The organism is cyanobacterium endosymbiont of Epithemia clementina EcSB (assembly GCF_029919255.1).
Classification (GTDB): domain Bacteria; phylum Cyanobacteriota; class Cyanobacteriia; order Cyanobacteriales; family Microcystaceae; genus Rippkaea.
Genome location: NZ_CP123991.1, coordinates 367103 through 390899 on the forward strand (window position 1 = coordinate 367103; position 23797 = coordinate 390899).

Consider the following 23797-nt stretch of genomic DNA (forward strand, 5'->3'; position numbering starts at 1 on the left):
TATTTAAAATGAATAAATATAAAATTAAAAAGTGATTATTTAATTTTATATTTGGTTAAAAAAATAGCGATAGTTCCATATTTTTTTTGAGAAAAGTATAAATTAGAATTTCATAAAAAGTAATTGTTCAGGGAAATATTGACTAACAGAATAAGGTCTATCGAGTAACATTTTACAGCTTATAAAAATCAAAAAATATTTTACGAAAGTACCATCATTTCACCGTCAAATTCTTCAAGTATTAAAGAGATATAGAGGATTATTAGCTAAAGCTCTAATAATCCTCTATGATAAATACACTTAGCCTCAATCTAGTGAAGCATGCAGCCTCATTTGTATCCCAAACGCCTCTACCAGTGGCTCACTTCTAGTAACTTTGGGCTCAGTACTACAGATCCTCGCTATGCCTTATTACAAGCCTGTTTAATTGGATTTCTTTCAGCTTTAGCCGCTCTTATTCTTAAAGTAGGAGTTGGTTGGTTGGGAGGATGGCGAGTTAGTTTAGCCAATCAATTTGGGGCAATCTGGGTCCTCCCCCTTGGAGGTTTAATTTTAGGATTGGGATCGGGATGGTTGATCGAACAATTTTCTCTTACTGCTGCAGGAGGTGGTATTGCCCAAGTTAAAGCCTCGTTGGCACGCTATCCTGTCCCATTATCTCTACGGGTTGTTCTAGTCAAATTAATTGGTACAATCATGGTCTTAGGGGCTGGGTTAACCCTGGGTCGTCGTGCTCCTACAGTCCATATTGGAGCAGCTTTAGCGGCACAATTGAGCAGTTGGGTTCCCACCTCTCCTGAACATCGACGACAAATGATTGCTGCCGGAGCTGCTGCCGGATTAGCTGCTGGATTTAGTACTCCGATTGCTGGAGTTCTGTTTGTGGTTGAAGAGTTGATGTGCGATGTTTCTAGTCTAACTCTACAAACTGCCATTGTTGCTTCATTTGTGGGGGCTGTTGTCTCTTTGATCCTTCAGTCAGCATCTCTATCATTTTCGTCTTCCCTTTTAAATCTACCTAATATTAGTTTTTCAGCTTCTGAAATTCCTTTTTACCTATTGTTGGGAATTTTAGCTGGGATATTAGGCTCACTTTTTAAACGGGGACTACTGTTTAGTCTGACAGTGCAGAATCGTCTTAATTTACCTTTACCTTGGCGAATTGGATTAGTTGGAATGGTTTCTGGGGTTGTTGTTGCCATTTTACCTCCTTTTTTTCAAGATAATGCAGGATTAAGAGCTTTTTTAGTTACGGGTGAATTGAGTGGCGACAAAATTCTTTTGGCCTTCGTTGCTCATTTTTTCTTAACTATACTAGCCTATAGTTCCAATGCTCCGGGGGGACTTTTTGCCCCCGCTTTAGTCTTGGGATCAGCCCTAGGCTATTTAGTGGGAGATTTTGAAGAGTTTCTGACAGGGACGGGGGCCGAATCTACCTATGCCCTGGCAGGAATGGGGGGCTTTTTTACTGCAGTAGTTCGGGTTCCGGTAACAGCTATTGTTATTGTCTTTGAATTAAATACAGATTTTAATATTGTTCTTCCTTTAATGGTGACTTGTGCAGTTTCTTACGTAGTAGCTGAGAGTGTATCACGAGGATCTTTATACGAAGATATGCTTAAGACTAAGGGAATTTACCTTAATGAAGCAGAAACGGCGCAAGATTTTTTGTCTCAATTTACTGCAGCCGATGTTATGCAGTCCAAGGTGGAAAGTTTACCTAGTCATTTAACCCTTGAAGAAGTTTTTCAAGCGATGTCTATATCTAGTCATCGCGGCTTTCCAGTGATGGAGAAGGGCAAATTAGTAGGAATTGTTACTCAAACTGATTTAGCCAACTCGGCTCAATATTCACCAGACACATGTCTTAAAGATTTTATGACCCCACGCCCGATTACAGTTCCAGCTAATGCCTTCCTAAGTGATGTTCTCTATATACTCAACCGACATCGATTATCTCGTATTCCGGTAACAGAAGGGACAAAATTAGTAGGAATCATTACTCGTACTGATATTATTCGTGTAGAGGCTAATAAACTTGAAGGTCATGATGCTCAAGGAAATGAGTCCTTGCGAGAACCTTCCTATGTTGTCTATCAAACCCGTGCTCCAGCTATTGGAGAGGGACGTATTTTATTACCTTTGGCTAACCTGGATAGTGCAACGGCTTTGTTTCAAATTGGAGCGGCAATCGCAACTCAGAAACAATCAGAATTAGAATGTTTACAGATAATTAAAGTTCCAAAACACAGTAATCCCGCCCAAACTTCCCTGACAAGCCAACCCTATCGCCAATTACTCCAACACCTGGAAAGATTAGGGCGGCATCAGCATCTTCCCGTTCACACCCAAATTCGGGTTGCCCATGATATCGCCCAAGCTATTTTAGAAACAATCCGTGATCGTCATATTAATTTGATGATCTTGGAATGGACCGAAGACACTCGGACTCCTGGAGCAGTTTTTGGCCATGTAGTAGATTTTTTGATTCGTAAAGCCCCTTGTCAGTTAGTTTTAGTCAAATTGGGTAATCACCATGATGTTTATCCTTATAATTTAGATAAGGATGCTACTTGGTTAATTCCTATCGCTGGAGGACCTAATGCTCGACGGGCTATGGAGTTGCTCCCTGGACTGACTGGGTTATATAATCGTTCACGATCGCCAATTATTTGGTTATGTAAGGTATTCTCCCCCGATGGTAGTTTTCCTGACTACCAAGCTTTAGAGCAAACTGCTCAAGAATTAAAACGAACTCTTGATCGCCTTGTCATTCCCTTACCTATTCGTTCCCAGTCGGTGGCTGATGCGGTGGTTCATTTGGCAACAGCCGAAACCTGTGATGTAGTAATGTTAGGGGTCAGTCGTGAGGGTCTGTTAGAACAGGTGATACATGGTAATCTTCCCAAAACAATCGCTCGGCAAGTCCACAGCACCGTTATTTTAGTTCGAGATGCATTATAAGACTGGTCCACTGTGAGAAAAAAACAAAAATCTAGGGAGAATCTGCCTTAAATTCATGCAAGTTAGATTCTTCCATCTGGTTAATTCTTATTGCTGGAGGACCTAACGCTCGATGGGCTATAAAGTTCCTCCCTTACTAGGATTACTTAGCTTGAGTCTATCTAAAATTGTCATTAATCAAAAGAAAATAGACTCTCGGGTCTCTCTAAAAAAAATGGAGAGTTTAATTTTTAAAAACTCTGGATCAAACCACCTTAGTAGATTATTAGTCAATAAAACATTAATTAGGGTATATTGGGCTAATTTCTTAGATAACAATCTTTAACTAAGGTTAAATCATGGCATAACGTACTAAAATGAGTGAGTTTTAGGTCCGTTATGCTGCGCCAACCCCAGTTTACTCTTCACCCTCGATGGTTGTTGTCATAGTGGATTCTCGTTCCAGCCCATTGTAGTTTTTCTCGCAAGGTTTGATAAAAAGAATAATTCTTTTGAAGAATAATAAATTTAGCCACGCATTCAGCCATATGAACCCTTACCCATTGTCCTGGCCAAATGGACGTAGCTAGAGCTCCATCAGTCCACAACTTAGTATTTAATTCAAAGTCTCCTAGAGACCAAATATCTACTACAGACCGAGGGGGAATAATAATGGGACGACTGGCCAAACTTAGGGGACAAATGGGAGTAACAGCGATCGCATCCATGCCTGGATGAACAATGGGGCCATTAGCTGAAGCAGTATAACAAGTTGACCCCGTAGGAGTTGCGACCAATAACCCATCCCCTTGATATTGATCAACCACTTCTCCATCGAGTTCCATTTCTAAAACTGCTGTAGGCATCCTATCAATACTCGCGGGTTTGACACACATTTCATTGAGACAATAAAAGTGTTCACTACTGGGGATTGGGTTGGTTTTATCTCCTTCAAATAAACAAGCTTCTAACATCATGCGTTGTTGTACCGCATAGCAATCCCCTAACAAACGAGCCCAAACGTTTTCTATATCCTGAAATAATTCAAAGGGTTCGGTGAGAAACCCTAAATGTCCTCCCACATTTACTGCCAAGATAGGGATGTTTTCTGGCGCCAATTGTCGCGCTGCGGCCAATATGGTTCCATCTCCTCCTAAAATGATGGCTAGATCAATTTTTTCGGTAACAGAAGATAAAAACACAGGGTAGGGATTGTCTTTAATACCACTAGGTCCCATCAAGACTTTACAGTTACGAGCTTCGAGTTGTCGAGCGCAGGTTTGAGCCCATGATTTACTTTGGGCGTCTGCAGCTTTATGGGCAATAATTACTTGTTTAAGTTCCACGTTAGTTGAGTTTAATTGCTACTTTTTCCCTCAACTTACCGAGGGATCGAGGGATTCCTAAACCTTACTTTCCCTATTATTGTATCTAATCAAGTTATCTATGAGATCACTCAGTGCATTGGACTCAACTAATAAGCAATTTTAATTAGGTAGTTCATACTAAAAATAGTAGTTAGAGTCGCTAATTATGTTTTAATCAGTTTTTAACAAATTAATATCTAGATTTATCTCTCTATAATTCACAATATCTTCAGTTTTCAAAGTTTTTCTTTTTTTACTAATAGTTTTCAATGAAATTGAAATCAGGAGAGTAAGGAGATAAAAATACGACCTTTACTCCTATAAATTCCATCAGTTCTCTAATCTTTTATTGTCCTATAAGCCAGTAAATTATCCATGGGCACATAGCTTATGTCCAAAGTGTGTCAGTCCCCCTATTTCATAATTCAGAAAAGCTTTTTTATTTTTTTTATCTTTCAAAAGTAAAAGGGGCTCAAAAGACTGATTCAGCGAGCGCTCTAACAAACATAATATGTGCCCCTGGACTATGTGGATATTTTCTATAAGCTCATTCACGTTCAGTTATTCCCACAAAGTTATCAGTAATAGACAGTCTATACTTCGGTTTTGTCAATAAAAACTAAGTCTGAAAGTTTTAGTTATTTAAGTGTCGTCGAATATTTTTACTCCAAAGTTCAAACTCTATCTCTATGAAGTTCTAAGGTATGAAGTGTTTTTTGGGGTTAAGTTTAAGTTCTTGAACGAAAAAAAACATGGTAGGAATACCAACCCTCATCCCTATCGTCTCATTTAAGTAAGTACTGATCTCTTGCAGAGTAACATAGTTGTTTTACATGTTAGCAATTGTTATTCGTCAATCAAAAAAAATTTTTTTCGGCAACAAGGGAATAATTTTATACTTTTTCTCGCTCTATAATGTTTAAACAGACGATTCATAAAACTTTAATTGACTTAAAAAAGCTCTGTTAGTTTTAGCGTTGATTGATTAGTCTTATTGTTAGTGTCCATAATTTTAGCGAGAAAATCTATGATATATAGCTTTATTTTTTGGCGCAACTAACATTTTCGTGTTTTTTCACTTTCATCTGGAATAGATGAAAACAACCATAACGCTAAAGTGTTCTTTGAGAACAACTTTTGATAAGAGGAGCAACTTCATTGTCGATCTCTAATACTATAGAATCAATAAGCTAACACTACCTCTTAATATTTTCAGTGCCTTACCCCATTTGTATTACCCTAGGAACTCGTCCTGAAGCAATTAAACTTGCTCCCGTGATCAAAAAATTCCGTCAATCGCCGGCGTTTAAGACCCATGTTATTCTCACTGGACAACATCGGGAAATGGTAGAACAGGTGATGAAATTGTTTGAATTTGAATTAGAAGGCGATTATAATCTCAAAATTATGCAGCCCCGTCAAACCCTCACTGATATTACCTACCGCAGTTTACAAGGGTTAGAAACTATCTTTAAAAAAATCCAACCACAATTAGTCATAGTTCAAGGAGACACCACCACTGCTTTTGCAGCTACATTAGCGGCGTTTTATCAGCAAATCCCTATTGGCCATGTTGAAGCGGGATTACGTACTGATAATATTTATAATCCTTTTCCTGAAGAAGCTAACCGCCGTCTAGTTTCCCAACTTGCTCAATTACATTTTGCTCCCACTCAATTAGCTGTAGAAAATCTTAAGCGTTCAGGAGTCACAGGCGAAATTCATCTTACAGGTAATACAGTAATTGATGCTTTATTAACAGTTGCCAAGAAACAGCAAACCTTAAACATTGAAGGGTTAGATACTAATAAATATCGATTGTTACTCACAACAGTTCACCGACGAGAAAACTGGGGTCAACCTTTACAAGATATTCTCACTAGTCTTCGTCTTATTTTAGATAAATATCCTGATACAATTTTATTGTTGCCAATGCACCGTAACCCAGTGGTTAGAGAACCAATTCAAAAAGTATTAAAGGATCATCCAAGGGTTTTCTTAACTGAACCTTTAGGTTATGGAGAATTAGTCGTGGCAATTCAGAATTGTTATCTATTATTGACAGATTCAGGTGGATTACAAGAAGAAGCCCCCAGTTTAGGTAAACCAGTTTTAGTATTAAGAGAAACCACTGAACGTCCCGAAGCTGTTGAAGCAGGAACTGCTAAGTTAGTGGGGACTAATTCTCAGAATATTTTAACAGAAGCGAGTAAATTATTAAGTAATAAAAATGCTTATAGAAAAATGGCTAATGCGATTAACCCCTTTGGCGATGGAAAAGCAAGTGATCGTATCTTAGAGATTGTACAACGTTATTTAGGAGAAAAGTATTAACTATTTTTACTAAGTATTTGCTAACTAATCATCATTGATATTAATAGTTGATATTCCATTTTTATTTATCAATAAATATGTTAGTAACAGAAACTTTTAGTTTTTATAGAAAAAGTAATCATGTTAAAACATAGTCAGTAAATATAAAATACTTAACTATCAATATTGAAATATTCTCATTCTAACTGATAAAAAATAGCCAAATAATATTATCAATTTGAAATCAAATTTTGAAATTGCTATTGTGCCATTGTATTTGGCATAATATATGTCGAATAAAACAGAATTTTTATGACCAGAAATAACTTTTTTTCTTTACTATAGAATTACACTATAGTGTAATTCTATACTTTTAAATTGAGTAAGTGCTATCATCCATAGCTAACATTTTATAGTTATGATTTACACCAATGATTGATTGAATCAGCACCAAAAGTATAAAAAAGTCAGGGAATTTCATATAGTTAAAATTGATCATAAAACATGGTAACTTCAGTAAAGTTGAGGACGCACAAAAGTTCATATTCTTTATTAAAAGAATAAATTAACTATGAAGAGACTAACCTTTATAAACAAAATAATAAGTTATAGATGCCAAGAACTATGAATTACTAGAAAAAAACTTACGAAGATTAAGAAAGAAATAAACTAAAAAAAATTAAAGAGAGAAAATTATCCATATGAATATTTTCATAAATAAGAAATATACTATCCAAATAATTTGTAGGTAAAAAAACAAAGACTATTTATTATGAGTGCTTTACAAGAGCAATAAATCTCTATTCTTACCTATTTCTAGTTAAGAATAGAGATTTATTTCAATCTTAGTTATCCAAAAAGTTGATTACTTTATCCGAACTAGGGGAGAGCGTTGAATAATACTATTTATCCTTAAGAAAGAAACCATTAGAGAGATAGTAAAAGAAACTAGAGGTGAACTATGGCAGCTCCTATCTGACTCTCCAAATTTTAACAAAATTTAGAATCGGTGGTCTGTTGTAAAAACTTTGAGCAAACAAATGTTACTTAAATTTAAAATAGCTAGAGAAGAAGTAGAAAAGAAAAAGAATATAGAAGGTGAATAACATTAGATAAAAGCGTATTAAATTTCGTAAATATGTTTTAAGATAAATATGATTTAGATAAAGCAGTTAGATAAAGTTTCGATCAAAGGCATTTTTATAAAAAAAATAAACGAAATAAACTTAATTATAGTTACTGATATCAAGATAAATAAATATTTTTTGCTGTTTATTTATGACTACTAAGTTTAGATTATTCTAAAAAGAATATAGTTAAGTATAGTTATATATTATTGATACTTTTCTTCTTGAAAAATAAAAAAATAAAAATTAATTAGTTAACGACCTAAAATTTATATATAAAATTTGTATTTTTATTGAAAATAAATATCTAAGATATAAACTATATTATACCCCTATTTAATAGGTCAAATTAGTTAGTAAAAAGCCATCATAATTTTATGTCAACTATCTTGATTAATAAAGTGATGGTTAGAAAGTATGTAACTTGATTAAAGGTGATAATAATTCAATGGCGTCCATCAGAAAGTTCTTTATTTCGAATATATATAAAACTATTTTATCCTATTTTAAAGCTGACTATAAGAACTAGTAGGTTCTTTTAAACATAAATAATTATTTATTTAACTAAGTTGATTATCGGATGCTAAAAGTATAAAAATAGCTTAATTGTTTAGTTAGATAAAAATTAATTTTTATTATTTTAATGTAGTATTAACCATATTTCTTGTAAAGAAATTACATAACATATTTATTAAAGCTGTATTTATTTAATTTAAAAACTTTCTATGGACAATAGAGACAATAACAAATTAAATTTTTATAAAATTTAATTTGTTATTTAATGGTTCTATATTTTTTATCTTCTTGTTAAGAAATATAAGAATCTTTACTTTTTTAAAGATAAAAGCCAGATTTTTAATATGAATAAAGATTAAAATTCATGCATTCAATTAATAACAATCTCACTTACTTGAACATTCCTTTTTAACTTAAAACAGTGACTGCTATTTTGAAACCTAGTATTAACATACAGCAATTATATATTTTCCTTCTAAAGAGGGCTGCCCAAAGAAAATATTTTTAAATAAAAGAGGACACGACGGGATACCCAATGACTAAAGTCCACGTGATGTTTTTGCAACTTCCGAACCAACTCGTTATTTTTATCCCTATAATCGAATCAATAATCTTGAACCACTAGACTAGAAAAGCAATGTTGTCCGTTCCGGTACTAATGCCCAGATATTCCTTAAAAGTTCTAGAGAGTGTTATCGCCCTAATAATAGGAATTTTGACCATTCAATGGACACCCCTAAACGCGATTGCCCAAACCCCATCCTCAAACAGTCCCCTAACCGTTCGAGCTGATATTCAAGAGGCCAACTCGGAAACGGGTGTTGTCACCGCTAGAGGTAATGTGCAAATTTTTTATCCCGCCCACCAAATTCAAGGAACTGCTGCCCAAGCACAATATTTTAGTCGAGAACGTCGTCTAGTTTTAACAGGTAATGTTTACGTCTTACAAGAAGGGAATAGTATGCGAGCAGAAATCATGACCTATCTCATTGATGAAGGACGATTTATTGCCACGCCAGAATCTAGCGAGCAAGTTGAATCTATCTATCTCGTCACTGAAAACGAAGAAAGTCCCCCTGCCCCTGCATCGGTAGCTCCTGCTCCTCCTTTGAACTCAGCTCCTTTGCCCCCACTCTTAAATCCTTAATCGGCAATTAAATAGTTGCGATTTTCGATAAGGTGTCTTTTTAAAATTTCTAAATTAGCGACTTCTGAATTCAATATAATGACACTCGTTTTAGATAACATTCATAAATCTTACGGAAAACGCTTCGTCGTTAATCGGGTTAACTTACAAGTAGCTCCTGGGGAAATTGTTGGACTTCTTGGTCCTAATGGAGCGGGCAAAACTACTACCTTTTATATTGCGACAGGGTTAATTAAACCCAATGCGGGTAGAGTGTGGCTTCATCAACAAGACGTTACTACTTTGTCCCTGAGTAAAAGAGCGCGGTTAGGAATCGGTTACATGACTCAACAGGCGAGTATTTTTCGCCATTTGAGTGTTCGAGAAAACATTCACTTAGCTCTAGAACAAACTGAAGTTCCCTTTCGCCAACGGGCGAACCGTCTACATCAACTTATGGAAGAATTTCGTCTAGAAAAAATTGCCAATACTCAAGGCTCTCAAGTCTCTGGAGGAGAACGACGGCGCACAGAACTCGCTAGGGCCTTAGCCGTAGGACTCAATGGACCCGAATTTCTGTTATTAGATGAGCCTTTTGCTGGGGTTGATCCGATCGCGGTTTCGGAAATTCAAACTTTGATCGCCCAATTACGTGATCGCAACATAGGTATCCTAATTACCGACCATAATGTCCGAGAAACCCTTGCTATTACTAATCGTGCCTATATCATGCGTGACGGTCAGATTCTAGCTTCTGGTAGTGCTGAAGAACTTTATACCAATGATTTAGTGAGACAGTATTATCTAGGGGAAAACTTCCAGTTATAACAAAAATAACTTAAAATTACCATGAATATGGGGCAATTAAAATTTAGAAAGGTTAATTTAGAACTTCCTGGCTTATCCATTATGGATCGCTATCTTTTTATTGAGATTTTATTACCTTTTCTCTTTGGAATGGGGATTTTTACCTCATTAGGTATTGCAATCGGAACTTTATTTGATCTGGTGCGCCGTGTCACAGAATCTGGTTTATTGCTTACCATAGCCTTAAAAATTCTGGCATTGAAAATGCCTGGATTCGTTGTTTTGGCTTTTCCAATGGCCATGTTATTGGCGGCTTTAATGGCTTATAGTCGTCTATCGAGCGATAGTGAATTAATTGCTATGAGGAGTTTAGGGGTTAGTATTTACCGCTTAGTAATTCCTTCAGTGTTGTTTAGCTTAATCGTGACAGGATGTGCCTTTGTAGTGAATGATTGGATCGCCCCAGCAGCCACCCACGAAGCGGCCGTTACCCTAGAAAAGGCTGTTAACCAAGAACGTCCTAATTTTACAGAACGAAATATTGTTTATCCCGAATACCGTACCATTCAACAGGAAGATGGAAAGGAAGCAACTATTTTAAGCCGTCTATTCTATGCAGAGGAATTTAATGGGAAACAAATGCGGGGACTGACGATCCTTGATCGCACTCAAGAAGGGGTGAACCAAATTGTTACATCTCAGTCGGCAACATGGAATATTTTGACTAATACCTGGGATTTTTTCAACGGAACGATTTATTTAATTGCCCCTGATGGTTCCTATCGCAATATTGTCCGGTTTCAACATCAGCAATTAGCTTTACCCCGCGCCCCTTTAGATGTAGCAAATCGTCGTCAAAACTTTACGGAAATGAGTATTCGTGAGACCAAAGAATATTTAAAAGTCATGAAACTCAGCGGTAATGAAAAACGGGCTCGCAAGATACAAGTTCGTATCCAAGAAAAGTATGCTCTTCCCTTTGTCTGTGTAGTATTTGGGTTGGTGGGAGCAGCGATCGGAGTTAGACCGCAAAATACCAATCGAGCCACCAGTTTTGGAATTTGTGTTGGGTTAATTTTCGGTTATTATCTTCTTGCTTTCGTCACTAGTTCTTTAGGAATTTGGGGTATTTTCACTCCGTTTCTAGCAGCTTGGACTCCTAATATTTTAGGACTGAGTGCCGGAGTATTATTACTAGTGCAATCAGCCCATCTAAGATAGTTAAAATAGGAAAAAACATGATATTTAAAATTATTTTTAAATGAAAAGTAAGCAAGATATCCAGATTTTTTCATAGATTCCTAGCAAACATTTGTAAAATCACTCTCTATAATTAGAACCAGCGCAAAAATTAAGTAATTGTAAGATTTAACTTTTTAACTTAATTAGAGCTATTTACTTAGGTAGGTTTAAATCAATAGCTAAAAGGTAAAAAATTTATTTGCGATTAAATACTGCTAGTTTGAAATAGATGACCAATGACTTCCTCTATGGGAGGGTCAGTTACATTAAGATCAATGACCTCCAATTGATCTAAAATATGGGTAATCATAGTGATTAAATTTTCCCGTTTAACTAAAAACCGAACTGCCTGTCCATCAACGGTTTCAACTTTCCCATAACTAGCTAATTGATCAGTTGAAATAGAATTAGCTAATTCTACATTTACCTGTCGATAAGGAGCAAATTTTGCTAAAATTTTTTCTAAATCTCCATCGTAAATTAATTGTCCTTGATGAATCAATAAAACCCGTTTGCATAAAGCCGTAATATCAGCCATATAATGACTGGTTAACAAAATTGTTGCTTGATACTGTTGATTATAATCCCGTAAAAATTCCCTGATCGCAGCTTGAGCATTAACATCTAATCCTAAAGTCGGTTCATCTAAAAATAATACTTGGGGATGATGTAAAAGAGCGGCTAACAATTCAGCTTTCATCCGTTCCCCTAAAGACAGTTTACGGACAGGTTGGGTTAGTTTATCTTCAATTGATAGCATTTTAGACAATTCTTGTAGTCGTTGTTTGAAGATTTTGTCGGGAATTTTATAGACTGCCCCGTTAATCCTTAACGAATCTAGTGTAGGTAAATCCCATAATAATTGCTGTTTTTGTCCCATCACTAAACTAGTTTTTTGCAGAAACTGGGATTGGCGACGAAAGGGAATATACCCTGCAATTTTTACTTTTCCTTCTGAGGGATGAATCAGTCCAGAAAGCATCTTTAGAGTCGTAGTTTTACCTGCACCATTAGCTCCAAGAAACCCAACTATTTCTCCCGGTTCAATGGTAAATGAGATATCTTTAACAGCTTCTACTTGTCGGTAAGTTCGATTAAAAAAATGGGATAATGTTCCTTTAATTCCAGGTTTTTTTATAGGAATGGAGTAGGTTTTACCTAGATTTTCGACAGTAATTGACATTATAGTTAAAATTGATAATTGTTGAACTTTTAGTAATATCCGTGATCAACAAACCAGGTAACAGCATCTTGTAAGGCTTGTTTAACCGATGATTGGGGCAATCCTAATTCCTGGACCGCTTTGGTTCCATCGTAGTACATCGGAAACTTGGACATTCGAACTCCATCTAGGGTTAGGGATGGAGATCTTCCCAGAGGAGCTAACAGAGATTCTTCAATCCAAGCGACAGTTAAAGGTAGCCAAAGAGGAACAGTTTGCTGGGGAGCATTTAACTGAGTAATAGTGGCTAATTCTTCTAATAGATCTTTAAGGCTTAAATTTTTGTTTCCCAGGAGGTAACGTTCCCCTGATCTCCCTTTTTCTAAAGCTAATAAATGACCCCAGGCTACATCCCGCACGTCAATCAAGTTCAACCCTGTGTCTACATAAGCGGGCATTTGACGGCGTAAAAATCTCAAGATAATCTTTCCCGTGGGGGTAGGTTTAATGTCCCATGGTCCGATAGGGGTACTGGGGTTGACAATTACTATATCTTGACCATTTTGGACAGCTTTGTGAGCTTCTTGTTCAGCCCAATATTTTGATTTTTTGTAGTGACCAACTAACTTCTCTACTGGACTTTGATAAGTTTCATTAATGATTTGACCGGATTTTCCCACACCAATTGCGGCGACCGAACTTGTGTAAACCGTGCGTTCAATTCTAGCTTGACGGGCGGCTTCTAGAATTGAACGAGTTCCTAAAACATTACTTTGATAGAGTTGGTAGCGATCTTGTTGATAGAGAGAATAGTGAGCTGCAACGTGAAAAAGTATGTGAGTTCCTCGCATTTTTGCAGCCAAGTCTGGACTATTGAGATCGCCTTCCACCTGTTCAACATCTAGCCCTTTAAGGTTATCTAAACAACTTTGTGGACGCACTAATACTCGCACTTGATGACCTTGTTGTAATAACAACCGAACTAGGTTTGCGCCGACAAATCCCGTTCCTCCTGTAATAAATGCCTTAATTGTCATTTTCGAAGTATTTTTTTTGTAATCAAATGTACGTTGATTTCTCATTGCTTAGATAGGCATAATCAGCAAGAGACTTTTTTTGTAAACAAAAAATTAAGGTAGAATGTGTTAGGCAAACTCTTTTTATTGAATACAAACTAAGGTTTTCATTATACTGTGACGCACCTTTCATGAACAAGCTTTTACATATTCCCCTAAACTAACATACCCTTCAATTACATTGAAATTAACTTCACAAATGTTTTTTACAAGTTTTCTATCAATAGCAGAAAATAATGCTGAATAATCCTTACCCATAATTTTTAAATATACTACTTATTAAATATTTTTACGAACTCCATTTATACTCTCAGTATTTAACCAATTTTTGGATGTCTGACTTGTAAATAAATTTACACTTTTTAAGTAACACTTAGACAGAAAGTTAGGATTGTCAAAGTTACGTTTTTTTATTTGTTCCATTTTGTTATCAAGGGTCGAAATATATAAAGTACTTTCTCGCAAAATCATCATAAATCTATTAGTGCTGACACCTTGATATTTAATTAAAACAAAACTCAACTAAAAACTATGTGTAGACCGAAGATCAATTGATTTGACGCCTATTTTAGAGCCTATTTTGTGTTAGATTACTTAATCTAATGCGGGTCTGAACTTATAATATTGTAACATTCCTAATTATTGTTTAAATTGAATCTACTTACTAATAACGTTCCAGTTCTAACTTGGAAAATGCTGCCTGAAACTGAAACTTTTAGATAATCTGCCCCTAAGCGCAGTAATCTTTGTTGAGGGACTCTGTTTTCGTTTGAAGAAATTGTTCCCATTTCGATCACAGTACAAATTTGTAAAATAGAAACGGACTTTGAAGCTTAAAATTACTTTTCGAACATCTTTAGTATTTGTCAACATAAAAAAGAGAGTATATGTCATTTAAATTACTTATAAAGACTAATGTTACACAAATGTTTTTAGAAGTAATTTAACAACTTCACTAGATATTTATTCATAAAATAATTACAAAAAAATTGCTTGTAAAAATATTTAAATGGTGTTTGTTAGTGATTAAAGTTTCTGGTCTACTTAAGCAACATTAGCCTCAATTAATATCTCAGCTATTTCAAGATTTGCGGTTACATTCTGCACATCGTCAAGAGTTTCTAATGTATCAACTAATTTTAAAATTGATCTGTATTGACCCGGATCATTTACTGCTACAATGGAATTGGGAATCCATCGTAATTCCACTTCAAAAAAATTAATTTTTTTCTTTCTTAAGGTTTTAGTTAGAGTATCTAAATTGGTAACTTCACTAAAGATTTCAGCCCTCATTTCTTCTTCAAATAATTTATAGGTATCTGCCCCCCCTTCGACGGAAGCTTCAAGAAGAAAATCTTCATTTACTTCTCCTTCAAGGATGACGACTACTTTTTGGTCAAACATCCAACTTACACAACCAATTTCCCCTAAATTCTCCCCATTTTTACTAAAAGCTTCCCTCAGATCAGCAGCCGTACGGTTGCGATTGTCAGTTAGGGCTTCAATGAGTATAGCCACGCCTCCTAATCCGTAACCTTCATAGCGAACTTCTTCATACATAGTCTCGTTATTTTCATAGGTTCCTGCCCCTTTAGCGATCGCTCGTTCGATATTTTCATGAGGAATCCCGGCAGCTTTGGCTTTTTCAATTGCAGTCCTAAGTTGGAAATTAGCCGCTGGATCAGGGAGTCCATGTTTTGCTGCCATAATAATGGCACGAGATAATTGGGTAAAAGTTTTGCCTTTCTTTTCATCAACTCTTTCTTTTTGGCGTTTGATATTTGCCCACTTACTATGACCTGCCATAATTTTTTAACAAACTATATATGCTGTTTTATTTTACTACATTCTTAACTAAATTATAAACAGTTAATCTTCTTATAGAAGAAGTACTTAACTTTAACAATTAAGTCAAGATCCATTCGTTTAAATTTTCAGTTTAATTAAACTAATAAAATATTAAAATTATTTGTATAATAGATTCAATCTAATCTCCTAGACTTCTTAATTTAATTTAAGTAGCCTGATAATATTATCAAATAAAGTTCTTGATTTATTTTCTGAATATAGGTATAGAAATAATACTTGACATTGAACAATCTAATAAATATGGAGTACTTACTAATATAACATTCAGTTAAATTAGAAAAATATTAATACCTTTATCGAAAGAACAAATACATACTAATTTTTGTAGCTTTTTTGTAGCTTTTTTATTTAAGTTATTGACTAGGTTTTTCTTTTTCTTTCAAAAAAAATTGAGCAATCTGCATGTTTACTAGCTAGTTAAATTTAAAACCTAAATCTTGAAGAATAATTTCCTATTTTTATCTATAAAAATAGGAAATTATTCTTCAAGATTTTGATTATTTTACCACTCAATAAAATTAGACTAAAAATAGAAACTATTTATATAAGTTTACATGAATAAAAAAGCCTGTGTATTTTTTTACTTCAAATATCAGCGTAATTACTCTCCGGATAAAAAATATATTTTTTATCTAATTTTTATTTAATTAGCTTGCAATACTTAGCTAATTTGTTAATTTAATTTTGTACGATGTAAAATTTTGAGCCCAATCAATTTTAATCTTAAAAGACATTATAGACATATTTTTTAAAAAAATTAAATTTAAATACCTGTCTCGTTAATATAACTTGTTATTATAAAACTAATTGTGGTTATCCAAATAACTTTATAATATTTGTTATGAAGTTATTTGGATAAATAAGTTTGCTATTGATAAATCCTTTCAAAATATCGAATAGAATTAAAATTTATTTTTTAGATTACCTTACTTATTGGAAAACTAAATTCTAATAGTAATAGATAACTAACAAAACTTTGACTATATTCTCTTATTTAAAACTAGAGTGAACGCTGAAACAGCAATAGTTTTTCCACTTATTGGAGTCATTTAAAGGGGACCTCTATCCTTACTTCCAAACTAATTAATAAAAACTTTTCTTAAAATCAACAATTGCCGTTTATCTTGTTCAATTAGATTTATCAAGTAATGTTTGAATTAATAATCATTTTCTCTGTTATGAATCAGTAAATTTGATATATTATTAGATAATAGGCTGTTCACAACCCCAAAAAAAATGAATCAAAAAGTGCACTTTAAAATTCATACCTCAATCTAAATCCTTGAACTAAAGCTGCTGCCAGCTTAAAGATTATGGTATTGATGATAATCAAAAACAGCCCCAATGTCAAAATAGTTATATGAACTGTTAAGACTTATAATATTGGTTTGACAATGGCGTTTACCATACCAAATACAATAGCAGTTACCAATGCCTTTAAAGAACGATCAACTTTTACTCCAATCGGTAATTGATCAATAATCAATAAATTAATAGCAGTTAGTAACAACTATATCAAGAAGTCCATCACTTACTTTTTATTAGTTTACATCAGATTATAAAAAATAATTGAACTATTTTTTGATTTAATTTAATTAACTAAAATAACTGTCGTATTTGCTTACTCTACGGACTCAAGATTTTTTTAATGAAAAGTCTCTTACACATCTAAATAGTTAAAAGACTTAGCATTATCTCCTGAATAAGTTGCTACAATGTGAGCGTCTCCAGTCACTTGATATTTATAGGTGACTAATCCTTCTAAGCCTACTGGACCTCTAGGAGGCATTTTTTGAGTACTAATACCAACTTCAGCCCCAAAACCGTAGCGAAACCCATCAGAAAAGCGAGTTGAACAATTATGAAACACTCCGGCTGCATCTACTTGGTTTAAAAATTTTGTAGCGGAAATGTTATTTTCTGTAATGATTGCATCGGTATGTTTTGAACCATAAGTATTGATGTGAGTAATCGCGTCTTCTAAAGAAGCCTCAATTTTAATTGAGAGGATAAGATCACTATATTCTGTTTTCCAATCTTCTTCTGTTGCAGGTATAATATTAATTAATTCTTGACAGATTTTATCTCCTCTTAATTCAACATTATTTTCTTTTAAAACTTGAGCTATCTTAGGCAAGAACTGAGGGGCAATGTCTTGGTGAACTAATAAGGTTTCAATAGCATTGCAAGCCGCAGGATATTGAGTTTTAGAATCTACTGTTATGGCAATTGCCTTATTTAAGTCTGCTTGTTTATCAATATAAAGGTGACAAATTCCATCAGCATGACCTAAAACAGGAATATTAGTATTTTGTTGAACATAACTAACAAAACCATTAGATCCTCTAGGGATAATTAAATCAATATCGTTTTTTAACGCTAATAATTCTTTAATTTCTTCACGGGTAGTTAGTAATTCAACACTATCTTGATCAACATGAGTTTTTAAGAGTGCCTCTCGGATAATTCTAAACAGAGTTTGACAAGAATTAATTGCTTCTTTTCCTCCTTTAAGAATTACTCCATTGCCAGATTTTATGGCCAAACTAGTAATTTGAATTAATGCTTCAGGTCTGGCTTCAAAGATAACTCCTAATACCCCTAAGGGACAAGTTTCTCTTTTTAAGATTAATCCCTTATCTAACTCCCTATGTATTTGAATTATCCCCACAGGATCTGGCAATTTTCCAACATCTCTCACCCCCTTAATCGTAGCTTTTAATTTAGTCTCGCTAAGTTTTAAACGGTTATATAAAGGTTGGGAAATTCCTTCTTGTTTAGCAGTTTCACAGTCAGCTAGGTTCGACGTAATAATTTCAGGAATTGTGTTCTCTAATGCTTGCGCGATGGCTTCAATTGCATTATTACGCTCATCTGTAGATAGTAATCCCAACTGACGCGCAGCTTCACGGGTTTTATGAGCAATTTCTGCTAAAGATAAAGCTTTGATTGGAGTCGAACCCATAGATTTTATAGCAATAAAAAAATTATTGTTTATTTTATTAAGGACTATAATATCTGAAAATCTCGAAATATTCTATTTTTTAGATATATCTTTAATATTTTTTTATATTTCTATAAAAAAATCATGAAGAGAATAAAGTAGATGAGAAAATTATTGAATAGTAAAGATGCAGATTAGAAACATTATTATGTTTACATAAACGCGAAGTCTGGCGGCTAACTTAGAAATGAAGTTACCTAAACCTAATATTTTGATTTTCAGTCATAGCTAGGCTATTCTAGCCTAGCTATGACAAAATCACAATTCTAAAAAGTTTAAAATTGTGATTTATAAAATTTACAAGATTCTAAAAACTATTTTTGGAGTTATAAGATAGGGCATTGTCATCAAATTTTAATTTCTAGTTTCATAGATTCTAATAATATTAGAATTAGTAATGACAGATAATTCCTGTATCTCTTATAAAGACAAACTCAGGCTTTTAATGATTCAAAATAAGTAATAATTAAACAACCTAAAGCTAAGTATTGGTCTAACTTCTTAGATTATTTCGAAATAGAAGATTAGCAGATTGTCTAAATAATTATTTAGACAATCTCAAAACTAAGTTTAATAGTATATTGTTAAGATTCCTAGTCTATAAAGTAGTGTTTTTATTTTTATAAACTAACAATTTATAGATCAGAAAAATACCTCTGCTAGATTAATTTTAATAAAAATAAATGATAAACGCAAGTCCTCATTACTTGTAGTATTTTAATACATAAAATACGTTTTTTAAAAAAGTAACTACAAAGTATTCAACATAAAAAATATTTTAAATAAAATTATTGATTCAATCAATATGCCATTCAATCCATTACTTTATTTCATAACTTTAACGATTAATCTTAAAAGGGAAAAAATAGCTAATTGTAATTCTTTAGTTAGTTGAAGTGAAGTATTAATATTTCTTTAGATAAAGAATAGTCTAATGAAATATGTTAAATACCATAAAGTGTTCAACGAATAACTAGATGTTTATAACAAGGAGAACTTATACAAATACACTAATAGTAGCTTCAAAAGTCACTCAATAAGTCTGAGAAAATAAAAGCTAAAATGCTAGATTAAAATAATACTACTATAGATTAACAGCCTATCATAATAGTTTTCAAAAAAGAGATTATAAAATAATAGGAGATAAAAAAAACTTAATATATATTGTTCTTATTAAGGCAACAAGAAAAATATATATTAATCTTCTTGGATATAGCAATTTAAAGACTGATAGTTCTTTTGAAAAGAGTAATAAGGGAATACTCGCAAAGTATTTGTCTAGTTTAGCTTAAACCTTATTAAGTTAAATAGAGGAAGTTTATATATAGTTTTTACAATATAATTTTGTAAGTCAATGAAAATTAACGGCTTAAAAACCTGATTTAAAATCATTGTAAATTTCTGATATCTACTTGTTATTGATATTAATATCAAATATAGCTACCTTATTCTAAGGTAGGTTTTACAATTATCTTAAGTACAATAAAACTGTATGGATTGGTAGATGCCTCCTAAAGATATCATCAAAAAAATACTTTTTTCATGTCATGAAATAGATTAATGAGGAGTTAGACCACCAGATAAAGTTTTAAAAGAGTAAAAAGACAATAATTCTAAGAACTAGAGCTTGATTTATAGATGAATTTAGAAAAAAATAATAACAAAATTCAGAAAATATATTTTTTAATTTTTTTAAAAAATATAAAGAGTAGACAGAAGATATTTATAAAATTTAAATTGCGAGTAATGGAGTTTTTAATAAATTTTTAGAATTAACAAAAACTAATTGTTATCTTCCAAAGAATTGGAAGATAACAATTAAATAGATTGATAAAATCATAGCTGACTTCGACAATCAACTCCTCCAAGAGATGGTAGAAGAGCTCAATTGAAAATTGAATTGATCATAAAGAGAGGTTTATGATCAATTCAATTTTGATGATTTCAGAAGTAGATTCTTATTAAACTAATAATATTCCTAGTAACTTATTGCACTCAATACTAAGAGGTACAAAAAAAATTAAAAATAACTTAAAAATTAGCTTATGCCTTAAATCTAGCCAGTAAAGAATTAAACACTTCCTATATAACTTATATTAAGAGAGATTCTTTTGGTTAAATTTTATAAGGAAACTATCCAAATAAATAATTGTTCTATACTTATAGAACAATTATGTGCTTAGATTAATAGCTAGACCATTTTAAAAATGAAGGGAATATTATGACTACTAGTAAAACTAAGGCAGATCTGTGGATCAATGAAAATATTACCCCTTGGGATATTTATAGTCATGGGGTTAAAAAGATTTTAGTTTATAAAAAAACTCCATATCAAGAGATGTATATTGTTGAAAGTGAATCCTATGGTAAAGCATTAGTCTTGGACGGAAAATGGCAATCTTGTGTAAAGGATGAGTTTATTTATCATGAAAGTTTAGTACAACCAGCAATGATTGCTCATCAATCTGTAAAAAAAGCTCTCATTTTAGGCGGTGGAGAAGGAGCAACTATTCGGGAGATTTTACGATGGAAATCTATTGAAAAGGTGACGATGATTGACATTGACGGAGAAGTAGTAGCTGCTTGTCAAAAATATCTCCCTGAAATGCACCAGAACTGTTTTGATGATCCACGGGTAGAATTAATTATCGATGACGCTTTCAAAGTTCTAGATAAAATCTCCAAAAAATGGGATATTATTATCTCAGATTTATCTGATCCCATTGAAGAAGGTCCGTCATTCCCATTATTTACCAAAGAATATTTTGCCAAGCTGCAGAAGGTCTTATCTCCCCAGGGTTTAGTGATTATTCAAAGTGGTCAAGTTTCTCCTCCATTTATTAAATATCACGCCCGTTTAGTGAATACCCTAAAAGCTGTTTTTCCTCAGGTTAATTCTTATTGTGCTCCTACTCCTACCTATGGTTCTCCCTGGGGTTTTGCTATCTGTGGAAATCAAGTTTTAAATACTTTCCCTGACCCAGTATTTGTTGATAATTTATTAGCAAAGGAAACGACAGGAGGATTACGTTTAATTGATGGACAAACTTTATTAGGAATGTTACAAACTCCTCTTTATATTCGAGACGCAATTGCAAAATGTACGGATGTTTACACTTTTAATAAACCACCTAAATTTTTTAGTTAGTGACCTAAAAATTAGCCTTTAATACTCGTATATTTTTGAGATAAATTCTATAATTATTTGAATCTAATAAAATTAGATTCAGGGCAAAATTAGATTATTATCTTCCTCAATTTAGTTTTGAAAAAATTGTATTTTACGTTTACTTATTCGTCATATATTGATGTTCGTTATTTATTTTAATCATATCCCCTGGGTGTAATCATCCAGCCTTTATGGTTATAAGTACTAGAATTGCCGATAATAACTGTGGTTAACATATCAATAGTAAAGTTAAGCATTTCTTCAAGAGAAGTTAAGGTTATTTTCTCATCTGGACGATAAGCAGAACGGACTAAAGCTACCGGAGTTTTAGGGTTACGGTATTTTAAAAAAACTTCTTGTACATAAATAATTTGTTGAGTTCTTGTTCGTGATTGTGGGTTATAAATAGCCGTTACAAAGTCCTCTTTTGCTGCTGCAACTAACCGTTTTTTAATTACTTTCCAAGGAGTTAACAAGTCACTTAGGCTAATAGCACAAAAATCGTGCATCAAAGGTGCACCTACCCTTGAAGCTGATGCTTGTAAGGAAGTAATTCCTGGAAATATTTCTACTTGAGGTGTGTTCCCATCCCAATTCCTTTTTTGTAGTTCTTCTAACACTAATCCTGCCATTCCATAAATACCACAATCTCCTGAAGATACTACTGCTACTGTTAACCCCCATTGTGCTAATTCTATTGCCCTAGTAGCTCGTCGTTTTTCTTGAGTAATTGGGAATGCTTCGATAACTTGTCCAGGGCGTTGTAAAGGTTTAATTAAGTCTAAATACAAAGAGTAACCAATAATTACATCCGCTTGAGTAATAGCCGTTTTTGCCGCCGGAGTAATTTGTGCTAAACTTCCTGGGCCAGTTCCAATTAAATATAGTTTTCCGGTTCTTCCAGTATATTCTAGACTAGACTTAGCAATTGCTATAGTTACTGCACCTTCATTCTCTGACTGAATAATTTGTTTAGAGACTAAAAGAGAATCAGCAGAAGAATTAGCTGCAGCAATAGCAGATGCTTCAGCAACACTGGGAGTTCCTACCTCTTGTTGAACAATAGTTGAAGGATTAGGAACTTGTATTTTTATCAAAATGTCAGCAGGAAAAGTTTTTAAAGGTAATTGTTTGTTTTGACAGTATTTTAATAATCCATCTTCATTATTTTTTATGTCAATTGTTGCTATTCCTGCTATAGCATCGGTCGCTAAATTATACTTTTGAAATACTTCATTAATTGTCTTCTCAATTAAGCTTTCAGAAGTTCCTCTAATACAACCAATTCCGGCCCATAAGATACGAGGATGCCATTGTACTTTATAAAAATTTAATTCAGACAAAAATTTTCTTTTAGTTGCACTGATCCAAATCTGTCCCAAAAATTTTACATCTTTATTAAATTCAGAAAATCCAAAATAAAAAGGATGATTAGAAGGTAAATGATCTTGCCACAAAGTTGAGCCAACTTCTTGAATGACTTGTACTTTTTCTCCACGAGAAATAAGGCTACTAACCGCTGTCCAATTTCCTTCTCCTTTGCGCCAGCCAAAAGGTAATCCTAAAATATCAATTCCTGGTAAATTTAAATTATTAGTTGCTCCTGTAATAATGGGAATTGTATTGAGTTGATGAGCAATTAATTGAGTTAAGTGATCTGCTCCTCCTTGATGTCCACTGCATAAGCTAATTACAAACTTACCCGTTGGATCAATGACAAGAACAGCTGGATCGCTAGATTTATTTTGTAGTAAAGGAGAAATTAACCGAACTACTGCTCCTATTGCCAATCCAAAAATAAAAACTCTATTCTGGCTCCAAATAGAAGTTAAATAGTCTTTAAGAGAACCTTGATAAACTTGAGTGTTATCTAGGCTAGTTTGGTGACTTGGAACATGAAGGGTTGCCCCAATTTGTTGACATAATGAGTGTAAAGTCTTGATAGCTTGAGGAGTCGTTGCAATGACGGCAATGGGACAAAAAGGTTTAAACGGAGATATCATATATGAGTTAATAATTAATTAATAATTAATGCCTATTAAGCAATGACCTTTTCAGTTTAATTGGAATTTTATA

The 23797-nt window shown here is 33.5% G+C and carries 12 protein-coding genes and 1 pseudogene; 6 read left to right on the forward strand and 7 right to left on the reverse strand.

All coding sequences use genetic code 11. The annotated features are described in order from the left end of the window. Positions 1-321: 321 nt before the first annotated feature. The gene (locus tag P3F56_RS01205) at positions 322-2964 is read left to right on the forward strand and encodes a chloride channel protein (protein ID WP_281152955.1); all 2643 of its coding nucleotides are present in this window, start codon (positions 322-324) and stop codon (positions 2962-2964) included. Positions 2965-3368: 404 nt separating this feature from the next. Here P3F56_RS01205 and P3F56_RS01210 read toward each other — a convergent pair whose 3' ends face one another. Beyond that, on the reverse strand, positions 3369-4289 hold the full coding sequence (locus tag P3F56_RS01210; protein WP_281152956.1) for an NAD(+) kinase: 921 nt from the start codon (positions 4287-4289) through the stop codon (positions 3369-3371). Between the two features lie 1227 nt (positions 4290-5516). Here P3F56_RS01210 and wecB point away from each other — a divergent pair. The 4 genes from wecB to P3F56_RS01230 all read left to right on the forward strand — a co-directional run bounded on the left by wecB (position 5517) and on the right by P3F56_RS01230 (position 11420). After that, positions 5517-6644, forward strand: a complete 1128-nt coding sequence (gene wecB / locus P3F56_RS01215) for a non-hydrolyzing UDP-N-acetylglucosamine 2-epimerase (RefSeq protein WP_281153666.1) — start codon at positions 5517-5519, stop codon at positions 6642-6644. Between the two features lie 2280 nt (positions 6645-8924). Next, positions 8925-9413 carry an LptA/OstA family protein gene (locus P3F56_RS01220; RefSeq protein ID WP_405054769.1) on the forward strand — a complete coding sequence of 163 codons (489 nt, stop codon included), beginning with the start codon at positions 8925-8927 and terminating at the stop codon, positions 9411-9413. 78 nt (positions 9414-9491) lie between these two features. Beyond that, positions 9492-10220 (forward strand): LPS export ABC transporter ATP-binding protein, encoded by a 729-nt coding sequence (gene lptB / locus P3F56_RS01225; protein ID WP_281152958.1) that lies wholly within the window; start codon positions 9492-9494, stop codon positions 10218-10220. A 21-nt stretch (positions 10221-10241) separates the two neighbouring features. Next, positions 10242-11420 carry an LptF/LptG family permease gene (locus P3F56_RS01230; protein ID WP_281152959.1) on the forward strand — a complete coding sequence of 393 codons (1179 nt, stop codon included), beginning with the start codon at positions 10242-10244 and terminating at the stop codon, positions 11418-11420. 226 nt (positions 11421-11646) lie between these two features. On the opposite strand, the gene P3F56_RS01235 is transcribed toward P3F56_RS01230, so the two are convergent. The 5 genes and pseudogenes from P3F56_RS01235 to proA all read right to left on the reverse strand — a co-directional run bounded on the left by P3F56_RS01235 (position 11647) and on the right by proA (position 18513). Continuing rightward, positions 11647-12627: an ABC transporter ATP-binding protein gene (locus tag P3F56_RS01235; RefSeq protein WP_281153667.1), complete on the reverse strand. Its 981-nt coding sequence runs from the start codon at positions 12625-12627 to the stop codon at positions 11647-11649. 26 nt (positions 12628-12653) lie between these two features. After that, a complete protein-coding gene (hpnA, locus tag P3F56_RS01240; RefSeq protein ID WP_281153668.1) occupies positions 12654-13640 on the reverse strand; it encodes a hopanoid-associated sugar epimerase in 987 nt (328 codons plus the stop codon). A 1083-nt stretch (positions 13641-14723) separates the two neighbouring features. After that, the gene (locus P3F56_RS01245) at positions 14724-15485 is read right to left on the reverse strand and encodes a YebC/PmpR family DNA-binding transcriptional regulator (protein ID WP_281152960.1); all 762 of its coding nucleotides are present in this window, start codon (positions 15483-15485) and stop codon (positions 14724-14726) included. 1318 nt (positions 15486-16803) lie between these two features. Beyond that, positions 16804-17013, reverse strand: a pseudogene (locus P3F56_RS01250) (phage holin family protein). Positions 17014-17208: 195 nt separating this feature from the next. Continuing rightward, positions 17209-18513, reverse strand: coding sequence for a glutamate-5-semialdehyde dehydrogenase (gene proA, locus P3F56_RS01255; RefSeq protein WP_281152961.1), 1305 nt, complete (start codon positions 18511-18513; stop codon positions 17209-17211). Between the two features lie 2260 nt (positions 18514-20773). Here proA and P3F56_RS01260 point away from each other — a divergent pair. Then, a complete protein-coding gene (locus tag P3F56_RS01260) occupies positions 20774-21700 on the forward strand; it encodes a spermidine synthase (protein ID WP_281152962.1) in 927 nt (308 codons plus the stop codon). A 176-nt stretch (positions 21701-21876) separates the two neighbouring features. Here P3F56_RS01260 and cobJ read toward each other — a convergent pair whose 3' ends face one another. Continuing rightward, a complete protein-coding gene (gene cobJ, locus P3F56_RS01265) occupies positions 21877-23724 on the reverse strand; it encodes a precorrin-3B C(17)-methyltransferase (RefSeq protein WP_281152963.1) in 1848 nt (615 codons plus the stop codon). Positions 23725-23797: the final 73 nt, after the last annotated feature.